Origin of the sequence: Streptomyces flaveolus, from assembly GCF_014648815.1 — a bacterium.
Classification (GTDB): Bacteria; Actinomycetota; Actinomycetes; order Streptomycetales; family Streptomycetaceae; genus Streptomyces; species Streptomyces flaveolus.
Window position 1 is genome coordinate 127,881 of the sequence record NZ_BMRV01000014.1, and the last position, 13,038, is coordinate 140,918.

Annotated in this window: 8 protein-coding genes; 6 read left to right on the top strand and 2 right to left on the bottom strand. The window is 72.7% G+C overall.

Annotated features, from left to right (window positions below; translation table 11 throughout):
- Position 1: 1 nt before the first annotated feature.
- Genes IEZ05_RS28395 through IEZ05_RS28420 form a run of 6 tightly spaced genes read left to right on the top strand, consistent with a single transcriptional unit; the run spans position 2 to position 9,236 of the window.
- Positions 2-1,039, top strand: a complete 1,038-nt coding sequence (locus IEZ05_RS28395; protein WP_189233114.1) for an ABC transporter permease — start codon at positions 2-4, stop codon at positions 1,037-1,039.
- A gap of 14 nt (positions 1,040-1,053) precedes the next feature.
- Positions 1,054-1,989 carry a carbohydrate ABC transporter permease gene (locus IEZ05_RS28400; RefSeq protein ID WP_189233171.1) on the top strand — a complete coding sequence of 312 codons (936 nt, stop codon included), beginning with the start codon at positions 1,054-1,056 and terminating at the stop codon, positions 1,987-1,989.
- Between the two features lie 59 nt (positions 1,990-2,048).
- On the top strand, positions 2,049-4,244 hold the full coding sequence (locus IEZ05_RS28405) for an exo-alpha-sialidase (RefSeq protein WP_189233115.1): 2,196 nt from the start codon (positions 2,049-2,051) through the stop codon (positions 4,242-4,244).
- Positions 4,241-6,220, top strand: coding sequence for a beta-galactosidase (locus IEZ05_RS28410; protein WP_189233116.1), 1,980 nt, complete (start codon positions 4,241-4,243; stop codon positions 6,218-6,220). The genes IEZ05_RS28405 and IEZ05_RS28410 overlap by 4 nt, the downstream gene beginning before the upstream one ends.
- Positions 6,217-8,490 carry a glycosyl hydrolase family 95 catalytic domain-containing protein gene (locus IEZ05_RS28415; RefSeq protein ID WP_189233117.1) on the top strand — a complete coding sequence of 758 codons (2,274 nt, stop codon included), beginning with the start codon at positions 6,217-6,219 and terminating at the stop codon, positions 8,488-8,490. Before IEZ05_RS28410 ends, IEZ05_RS28415 begins: the two co-directional genes overlap by 4 nt.
- Positions 8,491-8,528: 38 nt before the next feature.
- Positions 8,529-9,236 (top strand): glycoside hydrolase family 12 protein, encoded by a 708-nt coding sequence (locus tag IEZ05_RS28420; protein ID WP_189233118.1) that lies wholly within the window; start codon positions 8,529-8,531, stop codon positions 9,234-9,236.
- A 56-nt stretch (positions 9,237-9,292) separates the two neighbouring features.
- Here IEZ05_RS28420 and IEZ05_RS28425 read toward each other — a convergent pair whose 3' ends face one another.
- Positions 9,293-11,335 (bottom strand): glycoside hydrolase family 31 protein, encoded by a 2,043-nt coding sequence (locus tag IEZ05_RS28425; protein ID WP_189233119.1) that lies wholly within the window; start codon positions 11,333-11,335, stop codon positions 9,293-9,295.
- 372 nt (positions 11,336-11,707) lie between these two features.
- Positions 11,708-12,721 carry a LacI family DNA-binding transcriptional regulator gene (locus tag IEZ05_RS28430; protein ID WP_189233120.1) on the bottom strand — a complete coding sequence of 338 codons (1,014 nt, stop codon included), beginning with the start codon at positions 12,719-12,721 and terminating at the stop codon, positions 11,708-11,710.
- Positions 12,722-13,038 lie beyond the last annotated feature (317 nt).

Below are 13,038 nucleotides of genomic sequence, written 5' to 3' on the forward strand. Positions count from 1 at the left end.
CGTGTCCCACAGCACGGTGCCCCGGACCAGGGCCGAGGCCGACGCGACGAAGAAGACCCCGGCGGCGTCCGACGACGCCGCCCGCTCCCGCAAGGGAAAGCCGCACTCAGGGAAGCTGAGCCTCAGGCTGAGGTTCCGACGCGACCGCGTCCTGATACTGATGACGCTGCCGGCCGTCCTGCTGGTGCTGCTCTTCAACTATGTGCCGATCCTCGGCAACGTCGTCGCCTTCCAGGAGTACGACCCCTACATCAGCGACAACGGGATCGTCTCCATCCTGCACAGCCCCTGGGTGGGCCTGGAGAACTTCCAGCGGATCTTCGAGGACTCCGCCTTCTGGAACGCCGTGCGGAACACGCTGGTGCTGTTCCTCCTCCAGCTCGTGCTGTATTTCCCGGTCCCCATCCTGCTCGCGCTGCTCATCAACAGCGTGGTCCGGCCCCGGGTGCGGGCGATCTCGCAGGCCATCCTCTACCTGCCGCACTTCTTCTCGTGGGTGCTGGTCATCGCCGTCTTCCAGCAGCTGTTCGGCGGGGCGGGACTGCTGTCCCAGCTGCTGCGCGACCACGGGTACGACGGTCTCAGCCTCATGACCGACCCGGACACCTTCAAGTTCCTGGTCACCGCGCAGAGCGTGTGGAAGGACGCCGGCTGGGGGATCATCGTCTTCCTCGCCGCGCTCGCCTCGGTCAGTCCCGACCTGTACGAGGCCGCCGCGATGGACGGCGCGAACCGCTGGCGCCGCATGTGGCACGTCACGCTGCCCGCGCTGCGCCCGGTGATCGCCCTGCTGCTGGTGCTGCGCGTCGGCGACGCCCTGACGGTCGGCTTCGAACAGATCCTGCTGCAACGCGACGCCGTCGGACCGGGAGCCGCGGAGGTCCTCGACACCTTCGTGTGGTGGAACGGCGTACGCAACCAGGACTTCGGCTACGCGGCCGCCGCGGGACTCGTCAAGGGCGTCATCAGTCTCGGCCTGGTCCTGATCGCGAACAAGGTGGCCCACCTCATGGGCGAGCAGGGGGTGTACAAGAAGTGACCACCGTGCAGGAAGTGACCGCCGTGAACGACAAGCCCGCGCGCGGGCCCGGCCGGTGGGCGGCGCCGCCCCGGCCGGTGTGGGAGGAGAAACCCAGCCGGGCCGGACTCGCCGGCAAGGGGCTGGTGCTGCTCCTGGCCTGCCTGGGCATCCTCTTCCCGCTGTGGATCGTCGTCGTCACCAGCCTCTCCTCGCGCAAGGCCATCGACGAGGCCGGCGGGCTGGTGATGATCCCGAAGGACATCACCTTCGTCGCCTACCAGGAACTGCTCAGCGGCGGCCAGGTCACCCGCGCCGCGCTCGTCAGCATCGGCATCACCCTCGTCGGCACGCTGTTCTCGATGGCGGTGTCGGTGCTGTGCGCCTACGGCCTGTCCCGCAGCGGCTCGCTGGGCCACCGCTGGATCCTCATGGTGCTGCTGGCCACGATGTTCTTCAGCGCGGGCCTCATCCCCACCTACCTGCTGGTGCAGTCCCTCGGCCTGACGGACAGCTACCTCGCGCTGATCCTGCCCAGCGCGATCAGCGTCTTCAACATCCTGGTGCTGCGCGGCTTCTTCATGGGCATCTCCCAGGAGCTGACCGACAGCGCCCGCATCGACGGCGCCGGGGACCTGCGCATCCTGTGGCAGATCGTCCTGCCGCTGTCCCGCGCGGTCGTCGCGGTGATCACCCTGTTCTACGCCGTGGGCTACTGGAGCGCGTGGTTCAACGCCTCCCTGTACCTCAACGACCAGGACATGCTGCCCCTGCAGAACGTCATGATCCAGCTCGTGCAGAAGCAGGAGGCGCCCGTCGGTCTCGGGCAGGCCATCAAGACCGGTGAGCTCTCCGGTCTGGCCGTGCAGATGGCCGTGATGGTCATGGCGCTGCTGCCCGTGGCCGTGCTGTCGCCGTTCGTCCAGCGTCACTTCAAGAAGGGGATGCTGACCGGTGCGGTGAAGGGGTGAGGTTCCGGTACGCCCCTTGGGTTTCTCCACTCCCTGTCCCTTGCAGAGCGAGGTATCTCATGTCCACGTTCCGCCCGAACAGACGCGCCGTACTCGCCGGGGCGGCGGCCGGTGCCGTGCTGGCCGCCGTTCCTGTCGCCCCCGCGCGAGCCCGGGCTGCCGAAGGCGGCGGGGACACCCCCTACCACTGGCGCAACGTCGTCATCGGGGGCACCGGATTCGTCACCGGCGTCATGTTCCATCCCCGCGTCCGCGGGCTCGCCTACGCCCGCACCGACATCGGCGGCGCCTACCGCTGGGACGACCGCGCCGGCCGCTGGACGCCGCTGCTCGACCACCTCGGCTGGGACGACTGGAACCTGCTCGGCGTCGAGGCGATGGCCGTCGACCCCGCCCACCCGGACCGGCTCTACCTGGCCTGCGGCACCTACGCCCAGGCCTGGGCGGGCAACGGCGCGATCCTGCGCTCCGACGACCGCGGCACCACCTGGCAGCGCACCGACCTCACCGTGAAGCTCGGCGCCAACGAGGACGGCCGGGGCACCGGCGAGCGGCTCCTGGTCGACCCGCGCGACAGCGGCACCCTCTGGCTGGGCACCCGGCACGACGGGCTGTGGAGGTCCACGGACCGGGGCGCCACCTGGGCCCCCGCCCCCGGCTTCCCGGCCGCCCCGACCGGCACCGGACAGGGCGTGACCCTCCTCGTGGCCGCCGGCCGCACCGTGTACGCCGGCTGGGGCGACGCCGACGGCACTGCGCCGAACCTGTTCCGCACGGCCGACGGCCTCACCTGGGACGCCGTCCCCGGGCAGCCCTCCACCGCCGCGGCGAGGGTCCCGGTCCGTGCCGCGTACGACGGGCACATCCGCGAGCTGTACGTGACGTACGCCGACGCACCCGGACCCAACGGGCAGTCCACCGGCAGCGTGCACAAGCTGCGCACCACGAACGGCCGCTGGACCGACGTCACGCCCCTCGCGCCGGGCGGCAACGACACCTTCGGCTACGGCGGCGTCGCCGTCGACGCCCGCCGCCCCGGCACCGTCGTCGTCTCCACCAACAACCGCTGGGCGGCGGTCGACACCCTGTTCCGGACCACCGACGGCGGCCGGACCTGGACGTCCCTCAAGGACTCCGCCGTCCTCGACGTGTCGGAGACGCCCTACCTCGAATGGGGCGAGGAACAGCCCAAGTTCGGCTGGTGGATCCAGGCCGTCGCCCTCGACCCGTACGACTCGCGGCACGTCCTCTACGGCACCGGCGCCACCGTCTACGGCACCCGCGACCTCAGACGCTGGGCCCCGCGGATCCGCGGCCTGGAGGAGACGTCCGTGACCCACCTGATCTCGCCCCCGGCGGGCCAGGCGCACTTGCTCAGCGGGTCGCGGGACATCGGCGTGATGTACCACGAGCGGCTCACCGCCTCACCGGCCCGCGGCATGGCGACGAACCCCGTCTCCGGATCCGCGACGGGCCTCGCGCAGGCGGCGCGCAGACCGGCGTACGTCGTCCGGGCGGGCTGGGGCGATCACGGCAACGGCGCGTACTCGGGCGACGGCGGCATCACCTGGACGCCCTTCGCGGCCCAGCCGGCCCTCGCCGAGGAAGCGCCCGGACCGATCGCCGTCAACGCCGACGGCAGCGTCCTGCTGTGGTCCTTCGTGCACTGGGACGGCACCAGGTACCCGGCCCACCGTTCCGCGGACAACGGCACCACCTGGTCCGAGGTCCCCACCTTCCCGAAGGGCGCCGTACCGGTCGCCGACCCGGCCGACCCGGCGCGCTTCTACGCGTACGACACCGACACCGGAACGCTGCTCGCCAGCACCGACGGCGGCCTCTCCTTCAGCGCCCGCGCGACCGGACTGCCGTCCGGGGACAGCCAGTTCAAGCTGGTCGCGGCGCCCGGCCGGTCCGGCGACCTGTGGCTGAGCACCAAGGGGAACGGGCTGCACCGCTCGACCGACGGAGGCGCCACCTTCACCAGGGTCGACAGCTGCCGGTCCTCCTACACCCTCGGCTTCGGCAAGGCCGCCGACGGCGCCGGCTACCCGGCGATCTACCAGGTCGGCTCCACCGAGGCCGTCACCGCCGTCTACCGCTCCGACGACGAGGCGAAGAGCTGGACGCGGATCAACGACGACCGGCACCAGTGGGGCTGGACCGGCGAGACCATCACCGGCGACCCGCGCGTCCACGGCCGCGTCTACCTCGCCACCAACGGGCGCGGCATCCAGTACGGGGAGCCCAGATGACGCCGGGCCTCGCGGACGTCACCCGCGGCCGCATCCTCTTCGGCGGCGACTACAACCCCGAGCAGTGGCCCGAGGAGACCTGGCACGAGGACGTCCGCCTGATGAAGGCCGCCGGCGTCAACTCCGTCACCCTCGGCGTCTTCTCCTGGTCCACACTCGAACCCCGGCCCGGCGTCCACGACTTCGCCTGGCTGGACCGCCTGATGGACCTGATGCACACGCACGGCATCGGCGTCGTCCTCGCCACGCCCACCTCGTCGCCCCCGCCCTGGCTGGGGCGCCTCCACCCGGACACCCTGCCCCGCGACGAGGACGGCCGCACCGAGTGGTGGGGCGGCCGGCAGCACTTCTCGCACTCCAGCGCCACCTACCGCCGCCACGCCGCCGCCGTCACCGAGGCCCTGGCCGCCCGCTACGCCGGCCATCCGGCCCTCACCATGTGGCACATCAACAACGAGTACTGCACCTTCGACCACGGCGACGAGGCCGCCGCCCGTTTCCGCCGCTGGCTCCAGCACAGATACGGCACCCTCGACGCCCTCAACACCGCCTGGGGCACCGCCTTCTGGAGCCAGGGCTACGGCGACTGGGAGGAGATCCTCCCGGCCCGCCGCGCCCACTACCTGAAGAACCCCACCCAGGTGCTGGACTTCCGCCGCTTCACCTCCGACATGCTCCTGGAGTGCTTCACCGCCGAACGCGACATCGTCCGGCGCCACACCCCGCACCTCCCGGTCACCACCAACTTCATGCCGCTGTGGCACGGCCAGGACGCCTGGCGCTGGGCCGAGGAGGAGGACGTCGTCTCCGTCGACCTCTACCCCGACCCGCGCGACCCCCTGGGCGCCCAGCACGGCGCCCTGGTCCAGGACATGACCCGCTCGCAGGCCCGCGGCCCCTGGATGCTGATGGAGCAGGCGGCCGGACCGGTGAACTGGCGCGGCGCCAACCACCCCAAGGCGCGCGGCCTGAACCGCCTGTGGTCCCTCCAGGCCGTGGCGCGCGGCGCCGACGCCGTCTGCTACTTCCAGTGGCGCCAGTCGAGGCAGGGCGCGGAGAAGTTCCACTCCGGCATGGTCGGCCACGCGGGGGAGCAGGGCCGTACGTACCAGGAGGTCGGACAGCTCGGCGCCGACCTCGCGAAGCTCGGCCCGCACGTGGCGGACACCCGGATCACGGCCGACGTCGCCGTCCTGCACGACTGGCACTCCTGGTGGGCCGGCGCCCAGGACGGCCGCCCCTCCACCCGCTTCGACTACCCGGACGTCCTGCACGCCTGGCACCGGGCCCTGTGGGAGGCCCACCTCACCACCGACTTCGCCCACCCCGAGCACGACCTGACGCCGTACCGGGCGGTCGTCGTGCCGCAGCTCTACGCACTCACGGACGCCGCGATCGACAACCTCCTCGCCCACGTCCGCGGCGGCGGCACCCTCGTCTGCGGCTTCCTGACCGGCGTCGCCGACCAGGACGACCGGGTCAGGGCCGGCGGCATGGACGCCCGGCTGCGTGACCTGTTCGGCATCCGCACCCTGCACGAGTGGTGGCCCCTGGAGGCGGACGAGACGGTCGCGTGCGACGGGTTCCGGGGCACGCTGTGGTCGGAGGAGATCGAACCGGACGGCACCGCCACCGAGACCCTCCCGTACCGGGGCGGCGAGCTGGACGGGCTCCCGGCCGTCCTGCGCAAGGGCCGCGCCTGGTACGTGTCGACCCTGCCGGAACCGGACGCGCTGCGCGGGCTGCTCGCCCGGGCCGCCGCCGAAGCGGGCGCCCGCCCGGTGCTCGACGGCCTCCCGGCCCAGGTGGAGGCGGTACGCCGCGGCGACCTGCTGTTCGTCCTCAACCACGGCCGCGAGCCGGTCACCGTCGACGTCCCCGGCACCCACCACGACCTGCTGACCGAGGCGACCGTCACCGACCGCGTCACCCTCGGCCGCTACGGCGTGGCGGTCCTGGCGGGGCCGGCCTCATGACCGGCGGGCCCGTGCACGGAACCTGGGAGCCCGAGCCCGCCGCCCGCTGGGAGGACGCCTTCCTCAGCGGCAACGGCCACCATGGCGCCCTGGTGTTCGGCGACCCGCAGACCGACCGGGTCGTCGTCACCCACCACACCCTCGTACGCCCGAACGGCGGCGACGAGCTCCGCCGGCCGCCCCGGCTCGCCGCCGGACTCGCCGCGCTCCAGGACCGCCTGCTGGCGGGCGACACGACCGCCGCCGAGGAGTTCACGGACGGCCGCCCGCTGCAGTGGGTCCGGCCCTTCCACCCGGCGTTCCAGATCCGGCTGAACAGGCCCCCCGACGACACCGGCCACCCCTACCGCCGCTCCGTCGACTTCACCACCGGCGAGACGACCGCGGCCCGCTCCACCTGGACCAGCCGGGTCTTCGTCTCCCGCGCCGACGACGTGATCGTCCAGCACCTCACCGCCCCCCACCTCACCCTCGACATCTCCCTCGACCCCCGCCTCCCCGGCGCCCCCGCCGGCCTGGGCATCGGTCACGGCGCCGTGCTCACCCCCGGGGGCGCCCTGCTCAGCCTGCGCGCCCGCTACCCCGGCAGTGACCTGGCGTACACCGGCGTCACCCTGGTCGCCGTCACCGGCGGCACCACGAAACTGGTCCCGCCGGGCGTGCTCGTCGAGGGCGCCACGGAGGTCCTGCTCCTCACCCGGGTGCGCCGGCACACCGGCGAACTGGACGTGGCCGCCGAGGGGCGGGCCCTGCGCGACCTGGCGGCCGGGAGTCTCCCCGACGGACCGGACGGCACCTCGGACGACGGACCGGACGACGCACGGGACGACGGGCCGGGCGGCACGTCGTACGACGTCCTCCTCGGCCGCCACCTCGCCCTGCACCGCGTCGCGTACGACCGTGTCACCCTCGACCTCGCCGCCGAGCCCGCCGAACGCGCCCTGCCCGGCTCGGCGTTGCTCGCGTGCCCCCGCAGCCCGGCGCTCCTGGAGCGCCTCTTCGCCGCCGGCCGCTACCACCTGCTGTCGGCCGGCGGCCTGCTCCCGCCCCGCCTGACCGGCCTGTGGACCGGCGACTGGAACACCGCCTGGTCCGGGGCGTTCACCACCAACGCCAACCTCAACCTCCAGACCGCCTCCGCCGCCGCGGCCGCCCTGCCCGAGGTCACCGAGGCACACGCGGCCCTGGTCCACCGCCAGCTGCCCGACTGGCGGGACAACGCCCGCGACGTCTTCGGCACCCGCGGTGTCGTCGCGCCCTCCCACACCGACGGCGAGTGCGGCCACACGTACCACTTCAGCCGCGAGTACCCCCTGCACCTGTGGACGGCCGGCGCCGACTGGCTGCTCAAGCCCCTCGTCGACCACGACGAGACCTACGGCACCCACGACCCGCGCACCACCGCCGCGCTCGCCGAAGTCGCCCTGTTCTACGAGGACTTCCTCACCCGCACCGACGGCGACGGCCGGCTCGCCGTCGTCCCCTCCTACTCGCCCGAGAACCGGCCCGCGAACGCGAGCTGGGGCACCGTCGACGCGGCCATGGACCTCTCCGCCGCCCGGCACGCCCTGCGCACCGCCGCCGACCGCCACCCCGAGCACGCCGACCGCTGGCGCGCCCTCGCCGACCGGCTCCCGCCGCACCGGATCAACGCCGACGGCGCCCTCGCCGAATGGGCCCGGCCCGGCCTGGCCGACACCTACGACCACCGCCACCTCAGCCACCTCTACGGCGTCTGGCCGCTCGACGAGATCACCCCCTACGACACCCCCGGCCTCGCCGAGGCCGCCCGGCGCGCCCTCGAACTGCGGGGCGCCGAGAACGACTCGGCCCACGGCCACCTCCACCACGCCCTGGTCGCCGCCCGGCTCGGGGACGGTGCCCGGGTCGCCCACGCCCTGGGCCGGGTGCTCGACGGCGACTACTTCCACGCGTCCCTGATGAGCGCGCACTACCCCCACCGCGACGTCTACAACGCCGACGCCGCGCACGCCCTCCCGGCCGTGCTCATCGAGATGCTCGTGCAGTCCACGCCCGGCCGGCTGGTCCTGCTCCCCGCACTCCCGGCCACCTGCCCCGAGGGCGAACTCAGGGGCGTGCGCACCCGGTTCGGGGCGGCACTCGACCTCACCTGGACGTCCGAGGGCAGTGCGACGGCCGTCCTGCGCCCGGACCGCACCCACCGCATCGACCTCAGGACTCCCTCCGGCGCCGAACCGCTCGACCTCGTCGCCGGGGAGGACCGCGTCATCAGCGTCAAGGCGCGGTAGCACCAGCGCCCCTCCCCCCACCCATGGAAGGACACGCCATGGCACCACGCACGCGCACCCTGACCGCTCTCCTGGCCCCTGCCCTCGCGCTCGGCGCCACCGTCGGCCTCGCCTCCGCCCCCGCCCAGGCCGCCGTCTGGAACTCCTGCGACCAGTGGGGCAACACGAGCCTGAACGGCTACACCCTCTACAACAACATCTGGGGCTCCGGCGCCGGCAGCCAGTGCGTCTGGGCCAACTCCGGCACCAACTGGGGCGTCTGGGCCGATCACCCGAACACCGGCGGCATCAAGTCGTACCCGAACGCCAAGAAGGTGATCAACAAGCCGATCACCTCCCTCGGCTCGCTCACCAGCAGCTACAAGGTCTCGGTCCCGTCCTCCGGCGCGTACAACACGTCGTACGACATCTGGGACACGGACTACGACTACGAGATCATGCTCTGGGTCAACCACAACGGCGCCGTCGGCCCGCTCGGCACCTCGCAGGGTTCGGTGACCCTCGGCGGCCACTCCTGGAACGTCTACAAGGGCAACAACGGCGCCAACGAGGTCTTCTCGTTCCTGCGCACCTCGGACTCCAGCTCCGGCACGGTCGACATTCTGCCGATCCTCAAGTGGATCAAGGACACCAAGGGCTGGATGGGCAACGAGACCATCGGTGACGTGCAGTTCGGCTACGAGATCACCTCGTCCGCCGGCGGTCTGGACTTCCGCACCGACAACCTGACGGTCAGCGGCGGCTGACCCACCGCACCACGGCCGAGGGGCCGGTCCCGCCCGGGACCGGCCCCTCCCCGCGTCTACTCCGCGACCGGCAGCCGCGCCCCGTCCCGCAGGAACAGCGGGATGCGGTCCAGCGGAGCGTCGACCGTCACGGTCGCCCCGCCCCCGTAGGTCTCACCCGTCCACGCGTCCGTCCAGCGCGCGCCCGCCGGAAGGTACGCCGTCCGGGCCGTGGCGCCCGCCGTCAGCACCGGCGCGACCAGCAGGTCCCGGCCGAAGAGGTAGGCGTCGTCCACGCCCCACGCCGCCGGGTCCCCGGGGAACTCCAGGAACAGCGGCCGCATCACCGGCAGCCCCTCCTCGTGCGCCTCGCGCATCACGTCCAGCACGTACGGCTTCAGCCGCTCGCGCAGCCGCAGGTACTTCTCCAGGACCGGGTACGCCTCCTCGCCGTAGGACCACACCTCGTTCGGGCCGCCGGTCATGTCGGGGCCCAGCGGCATGCCCGGGTCGCGGAAGCCGTGCAGGCGCATCAGCGGGGACAGCGCGCCGAACTGGAACCAGCGGATCATCACCTCCCGGTACGCGGGGTCGTCCGGGTCGCCGCCGTGGAAACCGCCGATGTCCGTGTTCCACCAGGGGATGCCCGACAGGGCGGTGTTCAGACCGGCCGCGATCTGGCGGCGCAGGGTCGCGAAGTCGGTGCCGATGTCACCGGACCACAGCGCGGCGCCGTGGCGCTGACTTCCCGCCCACGCCGAGCGGTTGAGGGTGATCACCTCGTCCACGCCGGCCGCGCGCAGGCCCTCGTCGAAGGCGCGGGAGTTCTCGGCCGGGTACAGGTTGCCGACCTCCAGGCCCGGGCCCGCCCAGTAGCGCAGGTTCTCCGGGAAGCCCGGCTTCAGTTCCGGCTCGCAGGCGTCCAGCCAGAACGCCGTGATGCCGTACGGGTCGAGGTAGTTCTCCTTGACCTTCGACCACACGAACTCGCGGGCCTCGGGGTTGGTGGCGTCGTAGAAGGCCACCTGGACCGTCGAGGCGACCCCCTTGTCCGGCCAGTCGGCGTGCGCCATCGGGCCGTACTGGGTGCCGATGAAGTAGCCGCGCTGCTCCATCACCGGGTGGTTCTCGCTCAGCGGGGACACCGACGGCCAGACGCTGACCACCAGCTTGACGCCCAGCTCGTCCAGCTCCCGGACCATGGCCGCCGGGTCGGGCCACTCGGCCGGGTCGAACGTCCACTCGCCGAGGTGCGTCCAGTGGAAGAAGTCGCACACGATCGCGTCGAGGGGCAGCCCGCGCCGCTTGTACTCCCGCGCCACGGCGAGGAGTTCGTCCTGCGTGCGGTAGCGCAGCTTGCACTGCCAGAAGCCCGCCGCCCAGGCCGGCAGCATCGGGGTGCGGCCGGTCACCGCGCTGTAGCGGCGCTGCGCGTCGGCCGGGGCGCCCGCGGTGATCCAGTAGTCGATCTGCCGGGCCGAGTCGGCGACCCAGCGGGTGCCGTTGTGTGCCAGCTCCACACGGCCGATCGCCGGGTTGTTCCACAGCAGCGTGTAGCCGCGGCTGGAGGTGAGGACGGGGATCGACACCTCGGCGTTGCGCTGGACCAGGTCCACGACCAGGCCCTTCTGGTCGAGTCGACCGTGCTGGTGCTGCCCGAGGCCGTACAGCCGCTCGTCCTCGTAAGCGGCGAACCGCTGCTCCAGGCGGTGGTACCCGTTGCCGACCGCCGTGTACAGGCGGGGGCCGGGCCACCAGAAGTGGGCGCGCTCCTCGACGAGCAGCTCGCCCCCGTCGGCCGTGCGCACGAAGCGGACCAGTCCCTCCCGATCCACCTCCACGGTCAGCGCGCCGACGGTCAGCGAACCGTGCCCGTCCTCGACCGTGACGGTGCTCCCGGTCGCCGGGGCGTGCGGGAGCAGGGCGCCGGGGAGGTCCTCCAGCACGGGGCCGCCGAGCCGGGCCCGGACCCGGACCGCGTCCGGCCCCCACGGCTCGATCCGGACGGTCTCCTGGCGCCCGCTCCACTCCAGCGCGCCGTCCCGCTCACGCAGGATGCCGACGGTGGGGGAGGACTGGGCGAGGCCGACCTCGGGCGGTGTCTGGGCAGGCTGATTCACGAGGCGTGCTCCTGGGGAGTGCGGACATGGCGGTGCCCTGGCACGGGCCGGACGGGTGAGCACCGAGCGCCGACGGCCGACGAAGAGCGCGGCCGCGGGACGCTGCGGCGGTGCGGCGGTGCGGAGATCAGAACCGGACGGGGGGCGGCGACGGGAGGGTGGCCTACGGCGGGGTGGCCCACGACGGATCGGGCCGCGAAGGGGCGATGGCGACGGGACGGTGGCCCGGGGCGGACGGGGGAGAGGGGGCCGGGCGACGGACGGGACGGTGGCCCTCGGCGGGGTGAGCCGCGAGCGGGACGGTGGCGAAGGGGCCAGGGCTGCGACACGGCAGGCAGGCCGGGACCACGGCCCGCTCCCGGACCGCGGCGCCTAGGGCCGGACCGGTGCCGGCCCCGAGCTGGCCCGCACCGTCAGTTCCGGCGCGAGCAGCACGACCTCCTCGCTGCCGCGCCCGTCGAGCTTGGCGACGAGCTGCTCCACTGCGTGCCGGCCCATCTCCTGCGCGGGCACGGCGACCGAGGTCAGCCGCACCGAGGCCTGGACGGCGACCTGCTCGGGGCAGACCGCGACCACCGACACGTCCTCGGGCACGGCCCGGCCCTGCTGACGCAGCAGCGCGAGCAGCGGCTCGACCGCCGACTCGTTCTGGACGACGAATCCCGTGGTGCCCGGGCGCTCGTCGAAGACTCGGGCGAGGGTCGCGGACATCGCGTCGTAGCCGCCCTCGCACGGGCGGTGCAGCAGCCGCAGTCCCAGCTCACGCGCGCGGGTGCGCAGCCCGTCGAGGGTGCGCTCGGCGAAGCCCGTGTGCCGCTCGTAGACGGCGGGCGCCTCACCGATGACAGCGATGTCGCGATGCCCCAGCGACGCCAGATGTTCCACGCACAGCGCACCGGTCGCCCGGAAGTCGAGGTCGACGCAGGTCAGCCCGGTGGTGTCGGCGGGCAGCCCGATCAGCACGGAGGGCTGGTCGGTGCCCCGCAGCAAGGGCAGCCGCTCGTCGTCGAGTTCGACGTCCATAAGGATCATCGCGTCGGCGAGGCCGCTGCCGGTGACGCGGCGCACCGCGTCGGGCCCCTCCTCGCCCGTGAGCAGCAGGATGTCGTATCCGTGGGCGCGTGCGCTGGTCGCGACCGCGATGGCGATCTCCATCATCACCGGCACGTACATGTCCGTGCGCAGCGGGATCATCAGCGCGATGATGTTCGACCTGCTGCTGGCCAGGGCGCGGGCGCCGGCGTTCGGGTGGTAGCCGAGCTTCCGGATACTCTCCTCGACCCGCTGCCGGGTGGTGGTGGAGATGGACCGCTTGCCGCTGAGGACATAGCTCACCGTGCTCGCCGAGACTCCGGCGTGCTGGGCGACCTCGGCGAGGGTGACCATCCAGCTCTCCAAGCTTTGTGAAGCGCTTCGACAGCGCGAGGGGTGGATATGGGCGGGTGAGGGTGGTTCGACAGTAGCCCCAGTGGGAGTGGGTGTCCATAGGCTGTCGAAGCGCTTCGACAGCTTACTTTCCCGCTGTTTCCCCGGCCTCCCGCCCATCCTCTCGCGCCCGCGGCCATCGGCCGAACGGCCGCACAAAGGGTGGTGGGTCCGCCCCGGAACGGGTACACACGATCGGGTAGCACCGACTAGTAACGTACGCCCGCGAGTTCGCCCATCGGGTACTTCGCGGCCGTACCTCCCTTCGATGCCGATTC

Bases quoted from the DNA above. Each gene is read 5' to 3' on its own strand.
- IEZ05_RS28405 (WP_189233115.1), top strand. From the start codon at position 2,049: ATGTCCACGTTCCGCCCGAACAGACGCGCCGTACTCGCCGGGGCGGCG.
- IEZ05_RS28410 (WP_189233116.1), top strand. From the start codon at position 4,241: ATGACGCCGGGCCTCGCGGACGTCACCCGCGGCCGCATCCTCTTCGGC.
- IEZ05_RS28415 (WP_189233117.1), top strand. From the start codon at position 6,217: ATGACCGGCGGGCCCGTGCACGGAACCTGGGAGCCCGAGCCCGCCGCC.
- IEZ05_RS28420 (WP_189233118.1), top strand. From the start codon at position 8,529: ATGGCACCACGCACGCGCACCCTGACCGCTCTCCTGGCCCCTGCCCTC.
- IEZ05_RS28430 (WP_189233120.1), bottom strand. From the start codon at position 12,721: ATGGTCACCCTCGCCGAGGTCGCCCAGCACGCCGGAGTCTCGGCGAGC.